Here is a 20,910-nt window from a genome sequence, read left to right as displayed (position 1 = left end):
TGTCGAATCTGGCGGATTCGAGATACATGCAATTCAAAGCCAATCAACACGAGGTCTGCAACTTGTTCCGCACAGGCGGGACGCGTGAAAGATCCAGAACGGCCGTTCGCGGAAAGGTGCCGACGAGCCTGTCACGCTGTGTGCGTAAGTGCGTGGTCTTCGGGGGTTTCGAGGCTCATCGCAATCCAGGGTGTAGCCGGGGCCTGAAGCCGCCGGCTTCGAGCAGTGATCGGGTGATGTAGTTGGTCAGGTTGCGAAAGCCCAGGGCGGAGCCGCGGAGGTGTTCGAGGCGGCCGTTGATCGCTTCGGTCGGCCCGTTGCTGGTGCCAGGGCGGTCGAAGTAGGCGAGAACATCCGCAGTGCGGGCTTTCATCGTCCGGCCGAGGGTGACGAGCTCTTTCAGGGCCCGTGGGACGCCGCTGCTGATTGAGTCGATCAGGGTTTGCATTGCGGTTTTACCGCTGGCCCGGTCGGGGTCGCGGTAGGCCGCGATCATGCGTTGGTAGATCCCCCAGGTCGCTTCGACCTCAACGTGGTCGTCGGCGGCGAAGACTGCTTCGAGGCGGGCGCGTTTTTTGTCGGTGAGGAGGTTCGCGCCGGTGTGCAGGGTGCGCCGGGCGGAGTAAAGCGGGTCGCCGGAGCGGCCGCGGTGCCCCATCGTGGCTTGTTGGATGCGTTGCCGGCAGCGGTCCAGGGCGTCGCCGGCGAGCCGGACGACGTGGAAGGGATCCATCACGGGGACTGCGTCGGGCAGCTCTTCCGCGGCGGCGGTCTTGAAGCCGGTGAAGCCGTCCATCGCGACGACCTCCACTCCGGCGCGCCAGGTGTCCGCACGGTCAGAGAGCCACCGCTTGAACACGGCCTTCGAACGCCCCTCGACCATGTCCAACAGCCTGGCTGGGCCCGACTCGGCGCGGATCGGGGTGAGATCGATGATCACGGTGACGTACTTCTCACCGTGGCGGGTGTGACGCCAGACATGCTCGTCGACCCCGATCGTGGTGACCCCATCGAACCGGGTCGGGTCATCGATCAGGATCCGTCGCCCTTCGGTGAGGATGGCGTCGTTCGCGGTGTGCCAGGACACTCCAAGCCCGGCTGCGACGCGGGCGACGGTGAGGTGGCCAACGACGAGGCCCTCCAACGCCCACCGCAGCCCGCGGCGGGAGATCTTCGCTCGAGGTTCTGCCGCCGCGGTGGTGTCTTGCCGCCAGATCCGGTCGCAGCCGGTGCAGCGGTAGCGGCGCACGCGGATCAGCAGGATCGTGGGACGCCAACCGAGCGGCTCGTGCGCGAGACGCCGCGTGACCGTGTCACGCGCGACGCCCAGCGCGCCGCACTTCTGACACCACCGATCGGCGTCGACGACGCGGCACTCCAGCACCGCCCGGTCGGGTTCCAGGCGCTGGCCAACAGCACGCAGACCAAGCTCGTCGAGGCGGCAAAAGGTCGTGAGGTCAGGGTCAGTGAAGGTAGCGTGGGGCATGTCGAGGTCTTCCGGACGGTGAGTGTGAGAACTTCCATCTTGGGAAGACCTCGACCTCGTTTCCGACTCCGACGCGCCAACCTCACACCCGTACGGCTACACCGTCAAATGCGATGAGCCGGTTTAGAGGTAGCGGTGGATTCGTTCGGGGAATGCGATGGAGAGCTGCTCGAGGGCTTTTCGCCGGTTCGTGACGCCTTGCCCTTCGACGAGGCGTTCCTCGGCTCGACGTTCGGCGGCGGGGCGTCCTCGGTCGCGGGCTCGCTTGTCTTCGATGTCGCAGATCGCGAGCCAGAGCAGTGTGATCACGGCCGCGTCGCCCGGGAAGTGGCTGCGGTTCTTCGTGACTTTGCGGAGCTGGAAGTTCAACGACTCGATCGCGTTGGTCGTATAGATCACCCGGCGGACCTCGGGCGGGAACGCGAGGAACGGCGTGAACCGCTCCCACGCGCTCTCGAACACTGCTGCCGCGTGCGGGTTCGCGCGCCCCAGCTCCGACGCCGTGAACGCGTCCAGCGCGGTCCTGGCGGCGTCCGCGGTCGGCGCTTGATAGACCGGCTTCAGCGCGGCGGCGACGGCTTTGCGCTGCCCGTAGGTGACGAACCGCATGGCATTGCGGATCAGGTGCACGACGCAGGTCTGGACCATCGAGTCCGGCCAGGTCGCCTCGATCGCTTCGGGGAACCCGGTCAGTCCGTCGCAGCAGACGATGAGCACGTCGTGGACGCCGCGGTTCGCGAGTTCCGCGCAGACCGATGCCCAGAACTTCGCGCCCTCGCTCTGCTGGACCCAGATCCCGAGGACGTGCTTGATGCCGTCCATGTCGACGCCGACCGGGAGGTGCGCGGCCTTGTCGCGCACGTGCCCGCCGTCGCGGACCTTCACGATCAGAGCGTCGAGGTAGATCACCGGAGAGAACGCCTCCACAGGCCGGTGCTGCCAGGCGAGGACCTCATCGACGATCTTCGAGATCGTCTCGCGCGAGAACTCCGTGCCCACCGTCGCGGCGAGGTGATGCTCGATATCACGGACGGTCATCCCGCCCGCATAGAGCGACACGATCATCTCGTCCAGCTGCGACAAAAACCGGCTGCCCGTCGGAACCAGCCGGGGCGTGAACGTGCCTCTGCGGTCCCGCGGGATCCGCAACTCCACATCACCGACGTTCGTAGCCACCGTCTTCGGGAACAACCCGTTTCGGGGGTTCTCGTGGAACGCCGCCTCCGGGTCACCCTTCTCGTATCCGACGTGCTCGGTCAGCTCCCCCTGCAGCCCGCGCTCCAGCCCCGACTTGATTAGCTGCTGGATCAGCCCTCCCGCACCCTCCAACTCGATCTCGCCCACGTCGATCTTCGCGAACAGGTCATCCATCACGCCCCACTTGATCAGACGCGCAGCGCCCGCCTCCTAAGCCTTCCGCCGCGCTTCACGCGACACCCTACCGATAGCCAACAGTCTGATCCCTTCCGTCAGGACGCCCCGTCCTAACACACACCATCTGACACGCTCTCCGGAGGCGATCACGACCACACGGGAGCGCACCGTGGTGCAGACGATGGGGCATCGCGGCCGTTCCGGTGACCCGATCTACTCGGCCCGCCGCACCCTGCACACCGGCACGAATCTGCTCACCGACAAGCCGCGCGCCTGCTTGGAAGCCGTGTTCGCAGCCGACGAGCATGTCGAAGTCGAGGCGACCTTGGGGCATCTACCCACGCATGATCGCCGCCCACCGCAACCCCTGACCGCGCGAGAGGCAAGACCGCGATGCACGCCCTGATCACGCCCAACAGCAGCGGGGTCCCACGAGGCCACACGGAACTGATCACCCTCCGGCGAACGAGTAAGATCCACGCCGCCCATGTCCTGGCCTACTTCGACCGCACCGCCACGAGCAGCGGGCCGACCGAAGCGATCAACGGCCGCCTCGAACACCTCCGCGGCTCCGCCCTGCGCTTCCGCAACCTGACTAACTACCTCGCCCGCAGCCCGCCCGAAACCGGCGGATCAAGACCCCGACTACACCCCGCATCGCGATGAGCCTCGAAACCTCCGGCGACGAGGTGAAGAGCCCATGAGCGAAGTCGTTGCTTATGTTCGGCCCGACCGGAGAATAGAATAGAGCGCGTATCAGGAAGGCGAGGTCGTCTCCAAACACTCTGTCGACCTCGGACCTCGCTTCCCGCGAGGTCGGCCCACAATGATGTTCCCGCTGGTCCTGGACCTTGCCGCCGACGGTATCGCCGTCGCGGCGGCCTGCCGGGTACGGGGCTTCACGAAACAAGCGTTCTACGCCTGGAAGAAGCGACCCTTCTCCGACCGCGACTGGGACGACGCGCCCCTGACCAACGCCGCGTTCGATGCGCACCGCGATGATCCGCCGTTCGGTTATCTGTTCCTTGCCGATGAGCTCGCCGCTCAGCCTCATCGGCTCCCATTTGTAGCCTCTACCGTCAGCGGCTCGTCTATCATCAGGACTGGTATGTCCTGATCACTCAAATAAGTTCGGAGTCTTCGCCGTGCGGTGAACAAGCGCGACTTGACGGTCCCAATCGGGACATCCAGCACTTCCGCGACCGCAGACATTGAGATTTTCTCGACGAGACACAGGTCGACGACCACGCGCTCGGACTGGCTCAGACGACGGATCGCTTGAGTGAGCTGGTTGGCGCGTTCTTGCAGGTCGAGTCGTTCTTCGACATCGGGCATAGGATCGGACGGCGGAGCCTCAGGCACCTTGGCGAGCAAGCGGCGGTAGCGCCGCGCAGCACGATCGTTGTTTAGGGTCACGTTGGTCGTCACTGCAAGGAGCCATGGGAGCAGCGAACCGTCGACGATCCGCACCTTCGCTCGAAGGCGCCACGCCTCCATGAAGACCATCGCCACGACATCCTCGGCGTCATGCACGTTGCGCACCCGCGCGTAGGCCTTGCGGTAGACGCGGGCACGATGGCGACCGAAGATCACGGCAAACGCACGTTCCGTCCCGGCGAGCGCTTCGCGCCAAAGTGCTGCATCCGACTCGTCAACATCCAAGACTTCGTCCAAGGCGTCCCCTCCCAAGCGACCAAGCCTACCCGCCTCGTGGCTGGGGCTTTCGGCGGCCCCGATCACTCGAGACGCCCGCGCTAGGTGTTCTGCCCAGGGAGGTTTGTTGTGGTGCGACGACTCGCTCTAGTCGTTCAGATGGGGTGAGGACCTCCCGGTTGAGAGTGGAGCTGCTACCGCTTCGACTCACATCAGGAGGTCGTCGTGTCTCACGCTAACGCCGCTGTGACGCCCCGGCATCGCGAACGCATCGGCAGGCTCGTCGTCGAGGACGGCTGGACGATCGCCGCGGCAGCGGCGTTCTTCCACGTGTCCTGGCCGACCGCGAACCGGTGGGCGAAACGCTTCGCCGAGATGGGCCCCGCCGGCATGCAGGACCGGTCCTCGCGTCCGCACCGCTCGCCCACGAGAACGCCGCAGGCGGTGGTGAAGAAGATCGTGCATCTGCGGTGGAAGAAGCGCCTCGGACCGGTCCAGATCGCCGGGATCCTCGATCTTCCCGCGTCGACCGTTCACGCGGTCCTCGTGCACTGCCACCTGAACCGGCTGTCCCCCATCGATATCCGCACCGGGGAGCCCGTCCGACGCTACGAACACGACTCCCCGGGAGCACTGATCCACGTGGACGTGAAGAAGCTCGGCTGCATCCCCGACGGCGGAGGCTGGCGCTTCGTGGGCCGGCAGCAAGGCGAACGGCATCGCGCGGCGACCGCGAACCGGACCGGGAACCGCAACCTCCGTCACGAACCCCTGATCGGGAACGCGTTCCTGCACACCGTCATCGATGACCACTCCCGCGTCGCCTACGCCGAGATCCACGACGACGAGACAGCCCTCACCGCGATCGGCGTACTCCGCCGCGCCACCGCATGGTTCGCCGACCGCGGCATCACCGTCCACCAGGCCCTCTCCGACAACGGCTCCGCCTACACATCCCACGCCTGGCGCGACGCCTGCCAAGAGCTCCACATCACCCCGAAGAAGACCCGCCCCTACCGGCCGCAAACGAACGGGAAAATCGAACGCTTCCACCGCACCCTTCACCGAAGGCTGGGCATTCTCCCGCCACTGAGGCTTATGCGAAACTCGTGTTGTTCTGGATGAAGAAGATGAGTCGGCGGATGGCTGAGAATGCGTTCTGGAATGTGCGTAGCGGGCGCCTTTAGTCGGTGTGGAGGATGCGCCAGGTCTTGATATCTGCGATTGTTTCTTTCGGTGACGTATCGGTGAGTGTTCACGAACATGTTGTGTCGTTTGGCGTAGTCGGGTAAGTGTTCTTGTCTTGACCTTCTTGTGATCGGAGTGACGAGGCCCGTGCCTTGATATCGCCGGTCGGCGAGGGTGTTGAAGAAATCGATGATGGTGGCCAGTCCGGTTTCGCGGAGTGCGTGCGTGTCGTGGTGCTTGCCTGAGATGGGGGCTGACAGGGAGAGGAGCCGGCCTGACAGGTCGGCAAGGACTTGGCAGTTGTGTCCTGTGGTCTTGTGCTTCCCGGAGTACAGCTCGGGTGCGTCCGCCCAGGACCAGCACGGGAGGAGGGTGCCGTCGATGACGGCCGCTGTCCCGCCGAGGGCCGCCGCGACGTCGGCCTGTTCGTCATCAGTGACGACGTTGAGCATCGCTTCGACTTCCGCGATCGTGCGGGATGGTCGATTGGTGTACGCCGGCGAGCTCGGCGATCAGTTGTGCGGTAACGTTGTGGCGAAAGTAGAGAAGCGTGATCCGGATCGCCCTCGAGAGCGAGAGCTTCCGCGGGCGTCCGGTACGCCGACGCCACACGAACTCGTTCTCGATTCGTTCGACGAGGAGGGCATAGTGCTCGGACGTCATTCCCGTAGTAGTCTGTCTGCGCACCGGTCGATTCCTTTGTGAGAAGTTCCTTGAGAAGTACTCCTCTAGTAGAGCTGACCGGTAGGTGTTATTCGCGAATAACACGCCCGGATCTATCGCCTCATAGCGGGTTTTGCATAAGCCTCAAGGATCGCGGGCCTCGAACGCATCTCAGCACGCTACCACTGCAGGGGCCACACCTTCGCAGCGTCGAGTGCTGCAGCGAATCCATCGGCGGGTATTGCGTGGGCGACGCACCTGGTCGCCTTGTTGACCCCAAGAAGTAGCCACGAGCGAAGCCGGTCGGGAAAGCATCCTGAAAAACGTGCTTCACTTCATGATGATCGAGTCCGTCGGGTGTTCGCCGCGTCCGGTCCCGACCAGGTCTGGCTGAGAGACGTCATGGAGCACAGCACTGCCGAGGGGAGGATCGATTCCCGGACGAAAGCGTCCCTCACCGTAAGCGCATTGCGCAATGCCATCAGTCGACGCGAGCCCGTCGGGGCCGTGATTCACTCCGATCGCGGGCCTCAATTTCGCTCCCGGAAATTCGTTGCCGAGATCAAAGCCGCTGGCGTGAAAGGATCGAGGGGTGAAGTGGATGCGTGGGGTGACAACGCGGCCATGGAGTCATTCTTCGCGCTGCTGCTGAAGAACGTCCGCGGCCGGCAATGCTGGAAGACCCCGCAGGATCTGCGCCTCGCGATCGTCACCTGGATCGAGGGAACCTACCACCACCGCCACCGCCACCGCCACCGCCACCAACGCTCCCCCTGACACCTGACCCCGATCGAGTTCGAGATGATCGAAACCGCCGCACGCGTGGCATAAAAGACGAGTCAACGAAACCCTCAGCAGTCCCCATCGCTTGAATTTGCCGACACCGTGCCGAAATGGCACCTGCGCCCGAGCTGCGAGCGCAGGCCTGAGCGAGCGGGCGAGCACTCTATCTCCCGGGTCGCGCTCCGGCCCGCCGTGATCGGGATAGTGTGCTCTCCCGCTACCCGAACAGCGCCGACGCTGCTCGCGATCCTTGAGCGCTGACACCGCGGAGGCGAGCGCCGCTCTCTGCGCCGGGTGCGCCAGGGGCCTTCCAGGTACTTACTTGATATATTCTCTCTTTTCTTGTAGACAGAGAGCTGTGTCGAGAATTCGCAGCGAAGGCCAGGGGGGATCCGTCCTGCTGAGATCGGAACGCGCGCTGGTCGCTTCGTCGGGCCTCCTCCTCGGAGCCGGGCTCGGGAACATTGCGATTGCCCTGACGACGCCGGTGTTGCGGCAGCTGCATTCGGTCGACGGCTTCTCACGGCCCTTCCTGCCCGAACCTTTGATCACAGCTGCGCTCGCCTTTGCGGCCTACGTCGTGCTAGCGCTCGGCCTCCGAGCGAAGCGTCGCTTGTCTGCCAGCCGGTGCGTCGTGATCCTCGCCGGCGCAGCACAGTTCATCCTCGCGGCTTCGCGGCCGCAGCCCGACGCCACGCCTCTCGGGGACGTCAGGTTCCTTTTCCTCGTGATGCTCTTCGCATCGCCCGTCATCGCCTGGGGTGCGACTGTCGCGGCGATCCACGGCCTTCCCGCGGGAGCCCGCCGCGCCCTCGCTTTCCTCGCCCTGATACAGACCCTCGGCACGACCTCGCTCCTCGCTCGAGCGGGGCCGCTACTGCTCGGCCACGACTACATCACCGATCAACCCCTGTGGTCGGCCGTGATGCAGATCGGGGCCGCCCTGCTCCTGGCGCAGCCAGCGCTCACGCCCCGAAGAAATATGAGGAGAACATGAAGAGGACAGTTCTGGTCACGACGATCACCGCCCTCTTGCTCACCACGTCTTCCGTGGCATCCGCAAGTGGGGAGGAGCAGAGGACGCCGCCCGACGCCACCAAAGCGATCCCTGACAGCTGGGCATACAGCGACGTCACCCAGAGCTACATCGATGCGCGCGGTGCGGACCGCATCGAAGCGGACCGAGCGCGAGGACGCCTACTCGAACGCATTGAGAGCATCCCTGGCGTCACGGATGCTGGCTACCTGATCTCGGGGGTTGACGACACCACCGGCGGGCTGAAGATCCTGTGGCACGGGAGCGAGACCGCGCGCAAGGAAGAAGTTCGCGCTGCCGCCCGCGACGCCGATCTTCCGGTCGCTTTCGTCGACTACCCGTTCAGCTGGAAGGAGGTCGACGAGCAGGCGAGGAAGATCGCTGCGATGCGGGCGACGCTCTCGTCGATCGGCTTCGAACTTTCAGGCGTCTCGACCGTCGCGTTCGACCGCCCCTCTCTCGTCGCGGAGGGTTCTCTCAGCGCGACAAAAGGACCCACAGACGACGCGCTCGCAACGAAGGGCATTGTCGAGGCCGCGCAGGAGCTCGTGAAAGAAGCGGGGTCTCTTCCCGTCGATGTCCGCATCTCGCCGCGCTTCGCACCGATCGACGCGCGGCCTTCACGAACGACGGATGTATCTGCCTTCTCGGCTGGCGGCTTCATGCGGAGCTTCCTACTCGATCCTTCCGCATCGTCGGTGTGCTCGTCGGGGTTCACTCTGCGGATCAATGACGTCGACAGGCCGACGACCGCCCGCCATTGCAGACCGGCTGTCGCGGGCGGCTCCTGGCGGGCATACAACGCGGATTCGTCTTCGTACGGCGACAGGGACATCCGCGGCAATGTCACCGGGACGGCGACATTGGCGAGCACCGGGATCGGCTGGACTTTCGATGGCGGCCCGGGAAGCTCTGACATCGTTCCCGTCCGAGGTATGCAGAAGGTCGGAGTCGGAGATCTTGTCTGCACCGATGGAGGAAACTCGGGAGTTCATTGCGACGGAAAAATCGTCGATGTTCGTTACCTGATGACATCGGACGAAGAGGGCGACTTCTACACGATGCGCGCTGAGCAAGTGAATAAGAATGTTCTTGGAGTGAGCGGAGACAGTGGCGGGCCGGTCATAGTCCCGTGGGCCGATGGATTCGGTGCCGTGGGAATACTGCAGGCAGCAGGAGGCGTCGCCGACTGCGGGACGACGAACCATCCGGCGGTCGATTGCGGCTGGGCGGTGCTCTTCTCCGACATTTATTCCGTTTCCGCGGACCTCGGTGGCACCTTGGTGACGGGCTGACGCACCGGAGGGGCGCACCCACAGCGGATGCGCCCCTCCACCGGATCGCGTCGGCTCAGCCCTCGGCCGGGGAGGGCTTGCCCTCGGCGGGCAGGACCTCGTGCGGAGTGTCGCGCTCGTCCTCGCCCTCGGCCTGCGATGGCTTGTCGGCCTGGTCGTCCGGGTCCTCGACGGGGCTCGGGGTCTGGTCGCTCATCGGAGTCCCTCCGGCTCGTCGGATGCGGCGGACGGCTCGGGATGCGCCTCGAACTCCATCCAGGCACGATCGAGATCGGCCTGCGCCGACTCGGACTCGCTCGCGAAGTAGCCGTCGTAGATCGCCCGGCCGCCGTGCTCCGGCAGGTCGTCACGGCCGCCGAAGTCCTGCGCGAACAGGCCGACCTCGTCGTCCCTCTTCTGCTGATCCCGCAACCAGGCGGGGAAGGTCTGCGTCATGGTGACACCTCTCTCTGCTCCCTCCAGCCAAGTCCTCGCGCCGAAGGACGGCAACCCCTTCCGTTGCGGCGCCTCGCACGCGACTGGTCGCTGACCGGGCACCGCGACACGCAGCGACGCCCCTCCGATGACGAGTCGCCACTCCGCTCGGCGACCTCGTGTCAGGCCCCGGCCGCCGCGTACCGCTCGGCGAGCACAGCGAAGGCGGCGACCAGCTCGGCTGGCTCCGCCCCACCCATCGGGGCCCCGAACCGCCCGAACGACGCGGCGAGCGCCTCCCACGACCACGCGCCGAGGGTGAGGCGGCAGCCCGCGTCGCCGAGGTCCTCGACCTCGCCGTCGCCCGCGTAGGGCAGCACCCGGGCGATCGGCGTCCGCAGCAGCACGGAGCCGCGGCACGACCAGCCGTCGCCGGCCTCACCGCCCCGGAGCCGCGACTCCAGAAATCCGGCGACACCGCCTCCGGGCAGCGGACGGCGCCGGAACCGGGCTCCGAGCGGGCTGCGCGGCGTCAGCCGGTCGACGCGGAACACCCTCCAGTCGTCGCGGTCGAGATCCCAGCCGATCAGGTACCACCGGCCCTGACGCGCGACCAGGTGGTGCGGTTCGACGCGTCGCAGCACGTCCGAATGCTCGAGGCGCAGCACCTGTTGCGCGCGTACGGCTGCGGCGACCGCAACCAGGCGCTCCGGAGGCACGCCCGGGTTCGGCGCCGCGACCGCGGTGAACCGCAGAGCGTCGACGCGGGGTCACAGCCGCGCGGGGAGCACCTGCCGCACGGTCGCGAGGGCCCGGGCCGACGCCTCCTCGAGCCCCGGGACGGGAGCGCGCAGAGCGGTGGCGAGCGCCAGCACCTGCTCGTCGTCGAACAACAGCGGCGGCAGCTCGTTGCCGGCCTCGAGCCGGTAGCCGCCGCCGGGTCCCTTCGTCGTGCCGATCCGATAGCCCATCGAGCGGAGGCGGTCGACGTCGCGCCGGACGGTCCGCGGCGCGATCGCGAGCCGCTCGGCGAGCAGCGGTCCCGGCCAGTCGCGCCGGGCCTGCAGCAGCGAGAGCAGCAGGAGCAGGCGTTCGGTCGTCGTGGGCATGCCCCCGAGGCTAGGTCGAGAAGAGGACGAAACGCGTCCTTCTCTCCTGGGAGGGTCGGTGCACCCGGGCGAACGACCCGGACGACGGCGAGGAGCACACCATGAGCATCACCACCACGACCCACCTCAACTTCCGCGGCCAGGCCCGCGAGGCGCTGGAATTCTACCGATCGGTCTTCGGCGGCCGCCTCGATGCCGTGAGCTACGCCGACGCGCACGCCGTCACCGCACCCGAGGAGGCGGACCAGCTGCTCTGGGGCCAGCTCGCCTCAGAGTCCGGGTTCCGCGTGATGGCCTACGACGTGCCCCGACACACGGCACACGATCCCGGCACCATCCCGGTCTTCGTCTCGGTGCGCGGCACCGACGCCGATGAGATCCGCCACTACTGGGAGGCGCTCGTCGAGGGGTCGACGGTGGTCGTCCCGTTGGGCCCGTCGGCGTGGTCACCGTTCTACGGCATGCTGCGCGACCGGTTCGGGGTGACTTTCGTCGTCGATCTCGAGGTCGCCTGGGGCTGAGTACTGGCGAGAAGGGATGGCGCACGAGTGGGCGCGACACGCGCTCCGACGGCTGCCGGGCCCTCGGCTCACGAGCACTCGCAGGAGGCCCCGACGAGGTGTGCGAGCGCGGCCCGCGTCAGAGCGGCCGGAGCGGCAGCTCAATCGCGAACACCGTGCCTGCGCCGGCCTCGACGGCGAGAGTGCCGCCGTGGAGCGTCACGTTCTCGCGCGCGATCGACAGACCGAGGCCGCTGCCCTCGCTGCGACCGCGCGCAGGATCTCCCTTGACGAAGCGGTCGAAGACCCGGGGGCGGAGCTCGGGCGGGATCCCCGGGCCGTCGTCCGCGACCACGAGCCGCAGCCGATTCTGGTCCACGCGGGCCGTGATGCTGACAACGGCTCCCGGCGCATGACGCACCGCGTTGCCGACGAGGTTCGCGAGCACGACGTCCAGGCGGCGAGGATCGACCACGACGCGTAGCTCCTTGGGCACGTCGACCGCCACGCGATCAGTCCACTGCCGCAGGGCGAGGGTGCGGCCGACAAGTGCGGAGAGCTCGATCTCGTCGAGTCGCAGCTCGGCGGTTCCCGCATCGAAGCGGGAGATCTCGATGAGGTCCTCGACCAGCCGGGCAAGGCTGTCGGTCTCCTGGGCGACGAGCAGCGCCGCCTCCGCCGTGTCGTCGGGGAGGCCGGGGGCCTCGGATGCCAGGGCCCCGGCGACCGCTGTCATCGCGGCGAGCGGAGTGCGGAGTTCGTGCGAGACGTCGGCGGTGAAACGGCGGGCGCGCTCCTCCAGCAGGCGCAGCTGGTCGTGCTCGGCGCGGAGGTCGCGCGACATGGAGTTGAAGGCGCGGGCCAGCTCCCCCACCTCCCCGCGGTCGGCGGCGATCACCTGCGTGCCGAGCTCGCCCGTCGCCACCTGCTCGACCCCTGCGCGGAGGCGCTCGATCGGGCGGACCAGGCCGCCGGCGATGAGCAGGGCGACCGCGACGGCCGCGAGCGCGATCGGGACGGCTCCGGCGGCCGCACCCGTCACGATGCCGCCGATCACCGCCTCCTGGGGTGAGAGCGGTGTCAGCGAGTAGACGACGAGCCCCGAGGGGGCTCCGCCGGCGAGGACGGGCACGGCGACCGAGAGGGAGGGCTGCCCGTCGATGCGCACACGCTGGGCGAGTGCCGTGGCGGGCGAGCCCGCCTTCTCGACGACCGCGGCGGGTACCTCCTCGGCACCGAGCAGCCGGCCTCCGAAGGAGGCGGCCACCGGTCCGTCGACGCCGGGCGCCTGCTCCAGCCGGGCGATCAGCAGCCCGAGCGTGCGCTGATCCGGTGCGACCCGCAGGTCGGGGGCGAGCCTCTCCACGCCGGTGCGTAACGCCGAGACGGCCGAATCCTGAGCCTGCTGCAGGACGACGTCGCGCGATCCGGCGATAGTCACCCCCGCGGCAGCGGCGGCCGACGCCAGAGAGACGAGCGCGAACGCCAGCACCAGCTGTGAGCGCAGCGACGAGAGCGGACGGAGTCTCACGAAGAGAACCGATAGCCGAATCCACGGACGGTGTGCAGATGTCGCGGCGAGCGCGGATCGGCCTCGATCTTGGCGCGGAGACGGGTCACGCAGGCGTCGACGAGCCGCACCTCGCCGTAGTAGCTCTGCTCCCACACCTGCTCGAGCAGCTCCTGTCTGCTGAAGGTGCGCTCCGGGGCTGCCGAGAGGAACATCAGCAGCCGCAACTCCGACGGGGTGAGCGACACTTCTTCTCCGTCGCGGCGCACTCGAAGCGATAGACGCTCGATCTCGAGGTCGCCGTGAACCTCAATCTCGTTTAGGACGCCTGGCGCGGGAGCGGCGCGGCGCAGTACCGCGCGGATCCGGGCGTCGATCACCTCGGCCGAGGCCGGCTTGACGCAGTAGTCGTCGGCGCCCGCCTCGAAGCCGAGCACGATGTCGAGGTCGAGGTCGCGCGCCGAGAAGATCACGACCGGCAGGGTGCTCGTCGAGCGGATGCGGCGGCACACCTCGAGACCGTTCAGGCCCGGGATCATCAGATCGAGCACCACGATCTCGGGGGGTGCCTCCGCGACGGAGTCGAGGGCGTCCCAGCCGTCGCTCACCGCCTCGACCTCGTGGCCGAGGCGACCGAGGCCGATCGTGACGCCGCGGCGCACCGCGGGGTCGTCTTCGACGAGCAGCACACGGCTCATAGGGGGTCCTGTTCTCGAGAGGTCGGGAGGAGCGTCAGCGCGAGTCGGAGAGGACGATCCTCACGACGAAGGAGTCGTCGCAGACGACCCTGAGTGGCTCCGCCTCGGGCGCGGAGGGCTCCGTGAACGCGACGACCACCTCGGCCGGAGGCAGGCCACCCGGAACTCCCGGGGACGCTGCGGCTGTGCAGGCGATCTGCTGCGAGGTGTCGGCGGCGGTCTGGCGGAAGTCGAGGGGCAGGCTCACCTCCACCTGCCCCTCCGACCCGGTGAAGACGAGCGGTGAGTAGCCGGGCGGCAGCGCCGAGGTGATGCCGCGCGCCCGCTCCTCGTCCGTCGGCCCGGCGAGCAGCGCCTCCGCCGATGCCTGGAGCAGGTCGCCGCCAGGCACGTCGCGCCACACCACCCAGGGCCCGCTCGCGGACACGAGGACGACCGGAACGGTTCGCTCCGGCGACTCGGACGCGGGGAAGCCGGTGGCCGGCGCACCCGCCGGGCGAAGCTGGTCGCCCGCGCACCCGGAGACGGCGCCCGCGACGAGCGCGACGAGACCCGCGACGGCGACGAGACGGCGGAGCGGTGTCACAGCGAATCGAGATCGACGGTACCCGCACCGAGGTCGGGACGAGGCACGGCCAGCCAGATCAGCATGATCACCACTCCTGCGCCCACGAGCGCGATCGCTCCCGACCGGCCGCGAGCCCACCGGGCCCCCGACTGGATCGGACGTTCGAGGAACCGGGTCGACATCCAGCCGAGCAGGATCGACCCCGCTATCACGATGCCGGCGCGCCACCAGACGCCGCTCTCTCCCGGAATCGCGGGAAGGAGGACGACCAGGGGCCAGTGCCAGAGGTAGACACTGTAGGAGACCCCGCCCAGCCAGCGGGGAATGGCGCTCCCGATGGCGCGGGAGACGCCGATGCGGGGCTGGGCAGCGAGCACGGCGATGAAGGCGGCGGCCACGACCGAGTGCGCAAGGAATCCGCCGCGGTACAGCCAGAGGGCGTCGGTGCCGTCCGCGATCAGCCAGAGGGCGAGCAGCGCGACCGCAAGCATTCCGGCGGCGAAGGACGCCCAGCCGTGACGGAGCGACTCAGCGAGTCGGCGCACGGGCGGCGTCGCCGCGAGAGCACCGAGCAGCAGAGCGGAGGCGCGAGTGTCCGTGCCCTCGTAGGCCCGTGTCGTGTCCGAGACGGCGTACACCGCCATCAGGGCCGCCGAGACGATCGTCGCCCCGATGATCAGAGCGGTCAGAAGCCGTTCCCCGCGCGCCCGGCGCGCCAGGACTCCGATGACGACCGGCCAGACCAGATAGAACTGCCACTCGACCGCGATGCTCCACAGGTGTGCGAAGACGTGCACGTCCGTGATGTGCCCGTAGCTGATGCCCGCGCCGATGAAGTGCCAGTTCGCCAGCTGGGCCAGGGCCCACGGCAGGTCGTCGATTGCATTGTGCCGCACGGCCGGGGTGGCCAGTAGCGCTGTGGCGATCAGGACCAGCCCCAGGAGCGCGAGCAGAGCGGGCAGCAGACGCCGGGCACGTCGCCCGAGGAAGGCGAGCAGATCGATCCGCCGCGTGGCCCCGGCCTCCCGCAGCAGCCCCGCCGTGATGACGAAGCCCGAGAGGGTGAAGAAGAGGTCGACGCCGAGGAAACCGCCGGGAAAGAGGGAGGTGTGGAAGAGGAGCACGGCGAGGACCGCGATGCCGCGAAGGCCGTCAAGCTGGCCGAGGCGCGGGGCGGACGAGCGCGAAGCGGAGCGGCCGCGCCCGGTCGGCCGCGCTTCGCGCTCCGACCGGGTCGCCGAGTCGAGCGGAATCACGCGCCGGCCGCCGGGCAGTCCCACTTGGCGAACTCCGGGTCAGCGGTCCACGAACCGGTTCCCCAGGACTCGACGGGCGCCGCCGGGACACCGCTGGGGAGCGCCGCGTACTCGGTGGTCAACCACTTGGCGAACGCCGCCGCGCCCTGCTGGCAGTTGTGGGTCATGTCGCCCGAGCGCAACGCCTTGTCTCCGGCGGGGTCGGTGCCCCAGAGGGCGGAGGCGTCGAGGTAGGCGACCGTGCCGCCGCTCGCATCGGCGACCGACTGGGCGGAGGAACCGATGGTGGCGGTCGAGGCGCTGTTCTCGAGGTACATCTCGTCGCCGATCGGCGGTGCCGAGACGATCACGAGGTCGGCACCGGCCTTCTCGACCTCGTCGGCGAGCTTCTGCATGCCCTCGACCTGCTGCTCGGGCGTGCCCCAGTCGTACATCGTGACCTGCCACATGACGGTGTCGGCGCCCGACTCCGCGATGCTCTTCTGCAGCGTCGGCCACACACCCTGGACGAGCTCGCTCATCGGGGGGCCGGGGTCGACGACCGCGCCGCCACCATCGGCGGCGCCGCTCTCGAAGGAGACGCCGGCCGCATCGAAGGCGGCCTTGAGGGCGGGCGCCTCCGAGACGGCGGTCGAGTCGCCGAGCCAGAGGACGGAGTGATCGGAGGAGGAGGCGGAAGAGGAGGCGGAGCCGGGAGCGGCGGTGCCGGTGCAACCAGCGAGGACGACGAGCGAGAGGGCTGCCGCACCGAGGAGAGCCGCTCGGGTCGAGCCGCGGCGGAGGACGTTGGGGACGGTGTTGTTGGTCATGGCAGTCACTTCACCAGCCAGCCCGGGCCGAGGAGCCCGCTGTTACACGACCGTCTCAGAACGGGGACAGAGCTGTGACGCTCGCGACCGGAACCGTATCCGGTGTCAGGAGACAAGGACCACCGCCGGCGCCGCGCGGAACGGGGTCCGGGCCGCCTATCGGGCTCTCGCGAGAAGCGGCTTTTTCGTACATCGCGATACTCGTCGGCGTCGCCGCCCACGACGCAGCAAGGGCGTGGCGCCGGCCGCTCCTTCAGTTGCGAAAACCTTGTCGACCAGCCCTTCTGCGCCGTTCGTCGAGTCCTGTGGCAGACGGTCCGCCTACCGGCAGCCCCTCTGGAAGGGCGCGGCCAGCGCCATTCTTCCGCATTCACGACAGCGACTTGCAGCACCTAGACACACAGGAGGAAGAGGCCTTGTTGATCGTAGGAGAAACCGCAGCGAGAACACCCGCCACCAGGAATAGTGGGCGGGCACCGCAGTCCTTCTTCCTGTCATCCCCGACGCCTATGAGCGGGTGATCAGACATTCGCGAACGTCGGCCGAACGACGCACGCCGGAGGACGCCGCTCGAGCCCGCGTGAGAACGGTCGCGCTCTCCTCGGAGTGGTCGCGCTCTCTCGATCGGAGGCGGGCCTCAGGATGTCCTCGAGACGCCATTCGATCCTTCGTGACAGCCGGGGAAAATACCCTCGCGACCGCGGTCATCGGAGCGACGGAGGAGCGTCGACGCCCCCGCCCCGCCGCACGTTCCGAGGCAAGCGAGCCCCCCACGGAAAGGGGGCGCAGTCCCCGCAGAAAGGGGGTGTCATTCATCGGCATTTCGTGCCAAGGGCCGAAGGGTGCCATTGATACACACTGTTCGACACCCGTTGTTCACTGCAAAGACTTGCCTTCTCAGGCAGAACACAGAAGCCGGATCAAAGGCTTGTAGTTGCCTGAGTAATCAGACAGATACATTCACCCGACATCGGTTCTTCTCTACGGTTCTGCTCGTGGTCACCTCAACAGAAACCTCCACCAGCGCCCTCGACGACGGCACTCGCGCCGTGCCTGTCTTCGCGATCACCGGAGCGGCGACTCGCGACCGAGTCTGTGCCGCCATAGACGCTCATGCACGGAGTGCCGGACTGGTCCGACAGCAGGACTCCCTCGATATCCGCCATGATGCGGACGCCCTCCTCACGACATGGACGAGTTCTCACGGGCATCTCGTCGAACTGACCGTCGTGTTCGGTTCTCCAACCCCCCGCGCACTGCAGCCCGCTACCCCCACTGCACGGGTCTTCACGGCGCTGATCAGATCGAGCGACTTCGATCTCGGCGCCGGGATGGCAGCGATGCTGGAGCAGCTGGACGGATGCTTCGCGAGCGAAGAGCAGCGACAAGTGCTGAGCGCGATGCCGGTCCTCAGCTGGGCGGCAGCAGCCTTCGCGATGCCGACGGATCGACTGCGGGTGATCTTCCGCGACCATCTGGTCGAGAACTCACTGGGCTTCATCTCGGCGCTCCTGGGGGCAGGCGTCCCGGCGGCCGACATCGTCGTCCTCGACAAAGGCGACGCGACGCTGAACCGCGAGCGCGTCGCCATGACCCTCCAGTCCCTCGGCGTGGAGGTGAGGCGGCTCGACAACGCGGCGGTGAACCACACGACCAGTGCGGCAGAAGCGGCTCGAGCGGAGGAGACCGCTCGCTTCGTCGACCGCTTCACCCGCGAGGGGCACGACCGGCGGCAGAAAGTGATCATCATCGACGACGGCGGCCTGCTCGCCCTCACCGACGCCGCAGGTGATCCCGTCCTCCGGGAGCGCCCGGACGCCGCGATCGAGCTCACGGTGAGCGGGCTGAAACGCCTCGCGAGCAGCCGGCTCAGCGACGGCCTCCCGGTCGCCAACATGGCCCGCTCGGACGTCAAGCAGCGGATCGGATACAACGAGATCGCCGACTCGTGCATGCGGCGCCTCCGCGAAGCGCTCCGCGGGGAGAAGCTGATCGGGATGCGGGTCGTCAGCGTCGGGTACGGGACGCTCGGGGCCCGACTGGCGAGCTCGCTCCGGTCGCTCGGGTGCCGCGTCGTCGTCGTCGACACCGACCATCTCCAGCTCATCTCCGCCGCTGAGAACGGCTTCGAGACCACCCCGGACCTCGACGAGGCGATCCGCACGCGGCCGAAGCTGCTGGTGTCGAGCACCGGCGAACGGATCGCGGAGCGCTCCACCCTCGAGCAGCTGCCGGCGGACTGCTACCTGACCGCGTTCGCCACGGCCGACCTGTCGGCGGTCACCGGAGTCGAGGGGTTCGGGCCGGCGACCGTGCTCGGTGACGGCCGTTCGTTCAATCTCTACCAGTTCGAGGGGATCCCGAACGGCGGCTACGACCTCTATCGGGCAGCGACCTTCATCGTCCTCAGTCGCCTCGCGGCACTGGTGGACGGCGCGGAGGCGGGCGCCGCGCCCTCGCTCGCGCTGCAGACCGTGAACGACTGGATCCGGGACTCCGGCGTGTACACCCGTTACTACGACCTCTACTTCTCCTCCGCGCGATGACCCTGGCCATCGCCGTCGTCGGCGGCGGGCGGATCGGCGCTCTCCGCGTCGCGATGCTCGTCGAGGCCGGCCACCGCGTCGTCGTCGTCGACACCGCTCCGGTGCGAGCGATGCCCGTCCCCGTGCATCGGAACGTCCACGACGCCTTCCCCGACCCGGACCTCTGGATCGTGGCGACACCGACCGCCGCGCACCTCCCGGCCCTCGCGTCCATCCTCCGACGCGACCCGTGCGCTGCGGTCCTCCTGGAGAAGCCCGCCTGCACGTCGCCCCAGCTCGAGTCGTTCCGCGAGCTCCTCGACCGCCACCCCCTCGCGTGCATCGAGGTCGTGTCGCAATACCAGGACAGCGCGGCCGTGCTCGCCCTGGCGCGGGCGGCCGACCCTCGGGCGGATCTCGTCGTGAGCTTCGTGAAGGACCGGACGCTGGACGAAGCACGGGGGCGCTTCCGGGATCCGATCGCCGGCGTGCTCGGCTACGAATGGCCCCACCTGTACGCGATAGCCCGGAGTCTCGGTGTCTCCGCCGACGACCTCCAGACCTTCGACCCGGACAGATCGCGAGTGGACTTCGTCGACGACGGGGGCTACCTCCTCGAGGCGCGCTGGGAGACGACGTGTCACGACGGTCGACGCCTGATCCTGCACAGTGGGATCGCGGGCGGCTCCTCGCGCCTGTTCCAGTGCGGCGGCGGCGATCCGTCGAACTACCGCCTGGTCCGCTCCACGACCGCATCGGGCGCTGAGCACTCGCTCTGGCTGACGCCGTCCGGGGCAGCGGACGCCTCCCTCGCCGCCACCCGCAAGTGCCTTCTGGTGACTGAGCCGCGCGCGGGCGGGCGCCGTGTGACCACGATCGTCGACGACCCGTTGCGGACGTCGATGAGCCGCGCGATCACGCGGCTGACCGCGAGGCAGCCCCGCGACGTGCGGAGAGAGCTGGACGTGATCGAGCACACCGAGATGCTGCTGCGGCTGCGCACCTGGACAGCGCCCCGGGTGGTGACCCATGCCGCGTCCTAGGAACATCGGCGTCATCGGGCACGGCGCGATGGGCCGGCAGGTGGCACGGATGCTGACGACGGAACCTGAGCTCACCCGGCTGGTCGGCGCCGTCACGGTCGGGACCAGGCGACCGAGGACCGGTGAGGCACCCCGGTCGCGGACCGCGCTCCCCGAGCAAGCGCTCCCCGAGCAGATGAGCCCCGAGCAGGTGATCGCCGACCCGAGGATCGACGCCGTCGTGATCACCACTCCGACCCGGACGCACGAGTCGATCGCGCTCAGCGCGCTCGAGCACGGCAAGCACGTCCTCGTGGAGAAGCCCGTCACCCTGACCGCCTCGGGCGCCGAGCACCTCCGCGCGGTCGCGCGGCGCGCCGGGCTCGGCCTCCAGGTCGTGAGCCAGCACCGCTGGGCCCCGGCCTGGGAGGCGGTCCATCGCCTGATCGGCGAGGGCTCGCTCGGTCGGGTGTCCTCCGCCACCGTCGAGATACCCCTCTGGCGGTCGGACCGCTACTTCGCCGACGACCCGGCTCGCGTCGAGGACCAGCTCTGGAACCTGGCCCATCACGAACTCGACCTGGCGATCTGGTGCCTCGGTCCCGTCGAGCGCATCGCGTTCTGCGAGACGGTCGTGCTCGACAGGTACCGGTCGAGCACGACGGCCTGCCTCGTGCACCGGTCCGGCTGCGTCACCACCGCCTCCTTCACCTCCGGAGCCTTCCCCGGGCGGATGCCGCGCGTGTGCTTCAACGGCTCGACGGGCACCGTCGTCGTCGAGGGCGGCTCGGTGGTGGTGGATGCGCGACCGGATCCTGAGACGGTCCCCGACGCGGGGCTGTACCTGCCGTCACGACCGGAGGAGGCGGGGTCCGCGGACTGGCTCGCGCCCTATCGACGGCAGCTGGCGGCCTTCTTCTCAGCCCTCGACGACGACCCTCCCCCGGCCCTCGACGACGCCGCGATCTCCACCGTCTCAACGATCTCCTCACTCCAGAATCTCCCGAGAGAAAGGGGCTGA

General features: G+C 68.1%; 20 protein-coding genes and 4 pseudogenes. 10 read left to right on the top strand and 14 right to left on the bottom strand.

What is annotated here, in order from left to right:
- Positions 1-175: 175 nt before the first annotated feature.
- Both GSU10_RS01750 and GSU10_RS01745 read right to left on the bottom strand, forming a co-directional pair.
- The gene (locus GSU10_RS01750; protein WP_068213761.1) at positions 176-1,486 is read right to left on the bottom strand and encodes an ISL3 family transposase; all 1,311 of its coding nucleotides are present in this window, start codon (positions 1,484-1,486) and stop codon (positions 176-178) included.
- A 123-nt stretch (positions 1,487-1,609) separates the two neighbouring features.
- Complete coding sequence (locus GSU10_RS01745) at positions 1,610-2,857, bottom strand: IS256 family transposase (RefSeq protein WP_422395429.1); 1,248 nt, start codon at positions 2,855-2,857, stop codon at positions 1,610-1,612.
- A gap of 184 nt (positions 2,858-3,041) precedes the next feature.
- On the opposite strand from GSU10_RS01745, the pseudogene GSU10_RS15410 reads away from it, so the two are divergent.
- Positions 3,042-3,526: pseudogene (locus tag GSU10_RS15410) on the top strand (transposase); the annotation flags it as partial.
- Here the strand turns inward: GSU10_RS15410 and GSU10_RS15675 are convergent.
- On the bottom strand, positions 3,456-3,644 hold the full coding sequence (locus GSU10_RS15675; protein WP_236713550.1) for a DUF4209 domain-containing protein: 189 nt from the start codon (positions 3,642-3,644) through the stop codon (positions 3,456-3,458). The pseudogene GSU10_RS15410 and the gene GSU10_RS15675 overlap by 71 nt on opposite strands.
- A 42-nt stretch (positions 3,645-3,686) precedes the next feature.
- On the opposite strand from GSU10_RS15675, the pseudogene GSU10_RS15400 reads away from it, so the two are divergent.
- Positions 3,687-3,899, top strand: a pseudogene (locus GSU10_RS15400) (IS3 family transposase); the annotation flags it as partial.
- Positions 3,900-3,910: 11 nt separating this feature from the next.
- Here the strand turns inward: GSU10_RS15400 and GSU10_RS01730 are convergent.
- On the bottom strand, positions 3,911-4,534 hold the full coding sequence (locus tag GSU10_RS01730; protein WP_158286123.1) for an RNA polymerase sigma factor: 624 nt from the start codon (positions 4,532-4,534) through the stop codon (positions 3,911-3,913).
- Between the two features lie 204 nt (positions 4,535-4,738).
- Between GSU10_RS01730 and GSU10_RS01725 the strand changes: the two are divergent.
- Positions 4,739-5,600 (top strand): annotated as a pseudogene (locus GSU10_RS01725) (IS481 family transposase); the annotation flags it as partial.
- A gap of 184 nt (positions 5,601-5,784) precedes the next feature.
- Here GSU10_RS01725 and GSU10_RS15670 read toward each other — a convergent pair.
- Positions 5,785-6,153, bottom strand: a pseudogene (locus tag GSU10_RS15670) (transposase family protein); the annotation flags it as partial.
- Between the two features lie 568 nt (positions 6,154-6,721).
- On the opposite strand from GSU10_RS15670, the gene GSU10_RS01715 reads away from it, so the two are divergent.
- The 3 genes from GSU10_RS01715 (at position 6,722) to GSU10_RS01705 (ending at position 9,478) form a co-directional block, all read left to right on the top strand.
- Positions 6,722-7,141 carry a DDE-type integrase/transposase/recombinase gene (locus GSU10_RS01715; protein WP_082845033.1) on the top strand — a complete coding sequence of 140 codons (420 nt, stop codon included), beginning with the start codon at positions 6,722-6,724 and terminating at the stop codon, positions 7,139-7,141.
- A gap of 733 nt (positions 7,142-7,874) precedes the next feature.
- Positions 7,875-8,144 carry a hypothetical protein gene (locus tag GSU10_RS01710; protein WP_132505405.1) on the top strand — a complete coding sequence of 90 codons (270 nt, stop codon included), beginning with the start codon at positions 7,875-7,877 and terminating at the stop codon, positions 8,142-8,144.
- The gene (locus GSU10_RS01705; protein ID WP_068209378.1) at positions 8,141-9,478 is read left to right on the top strand and encodes a chymotrypsin family serine protease; all 1,338 of its coding nucleotides are present in this window, start codon (positions 8,141-8,143) and stop codon (positions 9,476-9,478) included. The genes GSU10_RS01710 and GSU10_RS01705 overlap by 4 nt, the downstream gene beginning before the upstream one ends.
- A 55-nt stretch (positions 9,479-9,533) precedes the next feature.
- Here the strand turns inward: GSU10_RS01705 and GSU10_RS01700 are convergent, their stop codons facing one another.
- The 4 genes from GSU10_RS01700 to GSU10_RS15635 all read right to left on the bottom strand — a co-directional run bounded on the left by GSU10_RS01700 (position 9,534) and on the right by GSU10_RS15635 (position 11,001).
- Positions 9,534-9,674: a hypothetical protein gene (locus GSU10_RS01700; RefSeq protein ID WP_158286124.1), complete on the bottom strand. Its 141-nt coding sequence runs from the start codon at positions 9,672-9,674 to the stop codon at positions 9,534-9,536.
- Complete coding sequence (locus GSU10_RS01695; RefSeq protein WP_068209375.1) at positions 9,671-9,913, bottom strand: hypothetical protein; 243 nt, start codon at positions 9,911-9,913, stop codon at positions 9,671-9,673. Before GSU10_RS01695 ends, GSU10_RS01700 begins: the two co-directional genes overlap by 4 nt.
- Before the next feature lie 161 nt (positions 9,914-10,074).
- Positions 10,075-10,536 carry a helix-turn-helix transcriptional regulator gene (locus tag GSU10_RS15640; RefSeq protein ID WP_425280537.1) on the bottom strand — a complete coding sequence of 154 codons (462 nt, stop codon included), beginning with the start codon at positions 10,534-10,536 and terminating at the stop codon, positions 10,075-10,077.
- Between the two features lie 126 nt (positions 10,537-10,662).
- Positions 10,663-11,001 carry a helix-turn-helix transcriptional regulator gene (locus tag GSU10_RS15635; protein WP_330220131.1) on the bottom strand — a complete coding sequence of 113 codons (339 nt, stop codon included), beginning with the start codon at positions 10,999-11,001 and terminating at the stop codon, positions 10,663-10,665.
- A gap of 101 nt (positions 11,002-11,102) precedes the next feature.
- On the opposite strand from GSU10_RS15635, the gene GSU10_RS01685 reads away from it, so the two are divergent.
- A complete protein-coding gene (locus GSU10_RS01685) occupies positions 11,103-11,522 on the top strand; it encodes a VOC family protein (protein WP_132505408.1) in 420 nt (139 codons plus the stop codon).
- A 118-nt stretch (positions 11,523-11,640) separates the two neighbouring features.
- On the opposite strand, the gene GSU10_RS01680 is transcribed toward GSU10_RS01685, so the two are convergent.
- The 5 genes from GSU10_RS01680 to GSU10_RS01660 are packed head-to-tail and all read right to left on the bottom strand — an operon-like array spanning position 11,641 to position 16,342.
- Entirely contained in the window at positions 11,641-13,032 is a 1,392-nt protein-coding gene (locus GSU10_RS01680; protein ID WP_068209372.1) for a sensor histidine kinase, read from the bottom strand.
- Entirely contained in the window at positions 13,029-13,709 is a 681-nt protein-coding gene (locus GSU10_RS01675) for a response regulator transcription factor (RefSeq protein ID WP_132505414.1), read from the bottom strand. The genes GSU10_RS01680 and GSU10_RS01675 overlap by 4 nt, the downstream gene beginning before the upstream one ends.
- A gap of 34 nt (positions 13,710-13,743) precedes the next feature.
- Positions 13,744-14,295, bottom strand: coding sequence for a GerMN domain-containing protein (locus GSU10_RS01670; RefSeq protein ID WP_068209368.1), 552 nt, complete (start codon positions 14,293-14,295; stop codon positions 13,744-13,746).
- Positions 14,292-15,557 carry an acyltransferase family protein gene (locus GSU10_RS01665; RefSeq protein ID WP_206750685.1) on the bottom strand — a complete coding sequence of 422 codons (1,266 nt, stop codon included), beginning with the start codon at positions 15,555-15,557 and terminating at the stop codon, positions 14,292-14,294. Before GSU10_RS01665 ends, GSU10_RS01670 begins: the two co-directional genes overlap by 4 nt.
- Positions 15,530-16,342, bottom strand: a complete 813-nt coding sequence (locus tag GSU10_RS01660) for a hypothetical protein (RefSeq protein ID WP_068209365.1) — start codon at positions 16,340-16,342, stop codon at positions 15,530-15,532. Before GSU10_RS01660 ends, GSU10_RS01665 begins: the two co-directional genes overlap by 28 nt.
- 1,229 nt (positions 16,343-17,571) lie before the next feature.
- On the opposite strand from GSU10_RS01660, the gene GSU10_RS01655 reads away from it, so the two are divergent.
- From GSU10_RS01655 to GSU10_RS01645, 3 genes are read left to right on the top strand one after another with little or no spacing between them, the layout of a single operon-like run.
- Complete coding sequence (locus GSU10_RS01655; protein ID WP_241972923.1) at positions 17,572-18,888, top strand: Rossmann-fold NAD(P)-binding domain-containing protein; 1,317 nt, start codon at positions 17,572-17,574, stop codon at positions 18,886-18,888.
- The gene (locus GSU10_RS01650; protein WP_236713549.1) at positions 18,885-19,910 is read left to right on the top strand and encodes a Gfo/Idh/MocA family oxidoreductase; all 1,026 of its coding nucleotides are present in this window, start codon (positions 18,885-18,887) and stop codon (positions 19,908-19,910) included. Before GSU10_RS01655 ends, GSU10_RS01650 begins: the two co-directional genes overlap by 4 nt.
- Positions 19,897-20,910, top strand: coding sequence for a Gfo/Idh/MocA family protein (locus tag GSU10_RS01645; RefSeq protein ID WP_068209362.1), 1,014 nt, complete (start codon positions 19,897-19,899; stop codon positions 20,908-20,910). The genes GSU10_RS01650 and GSU10_RS01645 overlap by 14 nt, the downstream gene beginning before the upstream one ends.

The sequence above is a fragment of the Rathayibacter tanaceti genome (assembly GCF_009834165.1).
Classification (GTDB): Bacteria; Actinomycetota; Actinomycetes; order Actinomycetales; family Microbacteriaceae; genus Rathayibacter; species Rathayibacter tanaceti.
This window is presented reverse-complemented; position numbering and strand designations above follow the sequence as displayed.

Bases quoted from the DNA above. Each gene is read 5' to 3' on its own strand.
- GSU10_RS01750 (WP_068213761.1), bottom strand. From the start codon at position 1,486: ATGCCCCACGCTACCTTCACTGACCCTGACCTCACGACCTTTTGCCGC.
- GSU10_RS01745 (WP_422395429.1), bottom strand. From the start codon at position 2,857: ATGGATGACCTGTTCGCGAAGATCGACGTGGGCGAGATCGAGTTGGAG.
- GSU10_RS01705 (WP_068209378.1), top strand. From the start codon at position 8,141: ATGAAGAGGACAGTTCTGGTCACGACGATCACCGCCCTCTTGCTCACC.
- GSU10_RS01700 (WP_158286124.1), bottom strand. From the start codon at position 9,674: ATGAGCGACCAGACCCCGAGCCCCGTCGAGGACCCGGACGACCAGGCC.
- GSU10_RS01695 (WP_068209375.1), bottom strand. From the start codon at position 9,913: ATGACGCAGACCTTCCCCGCCTGGTTGCGGGATCAGCAGAAGAGGGAC.
- GSU10_RS15635 (WP_330220131.1), bottom strand. From the start codon at position 11,001: ATGCCCACGACGACCGAACGCCTGCTCCTGCTGCTCTCGCTGCTGCAG.
- GSU10_RS01685 (WP_132505408.1), top strand. From the start codon at position 11,103: ATGAGCATCACCACCACGACCCACCTCAACTTCCGCGGCCAGGCCCGC.
- GSU10_RS01675 (WP_132505414.1), bottom strand. From the start codon at position 13,709: ATGAGCCGTGTGCTGCTCGTCGAAGACGACCCCGCGGTGCGCCGCGGC.
- GSU10_RS01660 (WP_068209365.1), bottom strand. From the start codon at position 16,342: ATGACCAACAACACCGTCCCCAACGTCCTCCGCCGCGGCTCGACCCGA.
- GSU10_RS01650 (WP_236713549.1), top strand. From the start codon at position 18,885: ATGACCCTGGCCATCGCCGTCGTCGGCGGCGGGCGGATCGGCGCTCTC.
- GSU10_RS01645 (WP_068209362.1), top strand. From the start codon at position 19,897: ATGCCGCGTCCTAGGAACATCGGCGTCATCGGGCACGGCGCGATGGGC.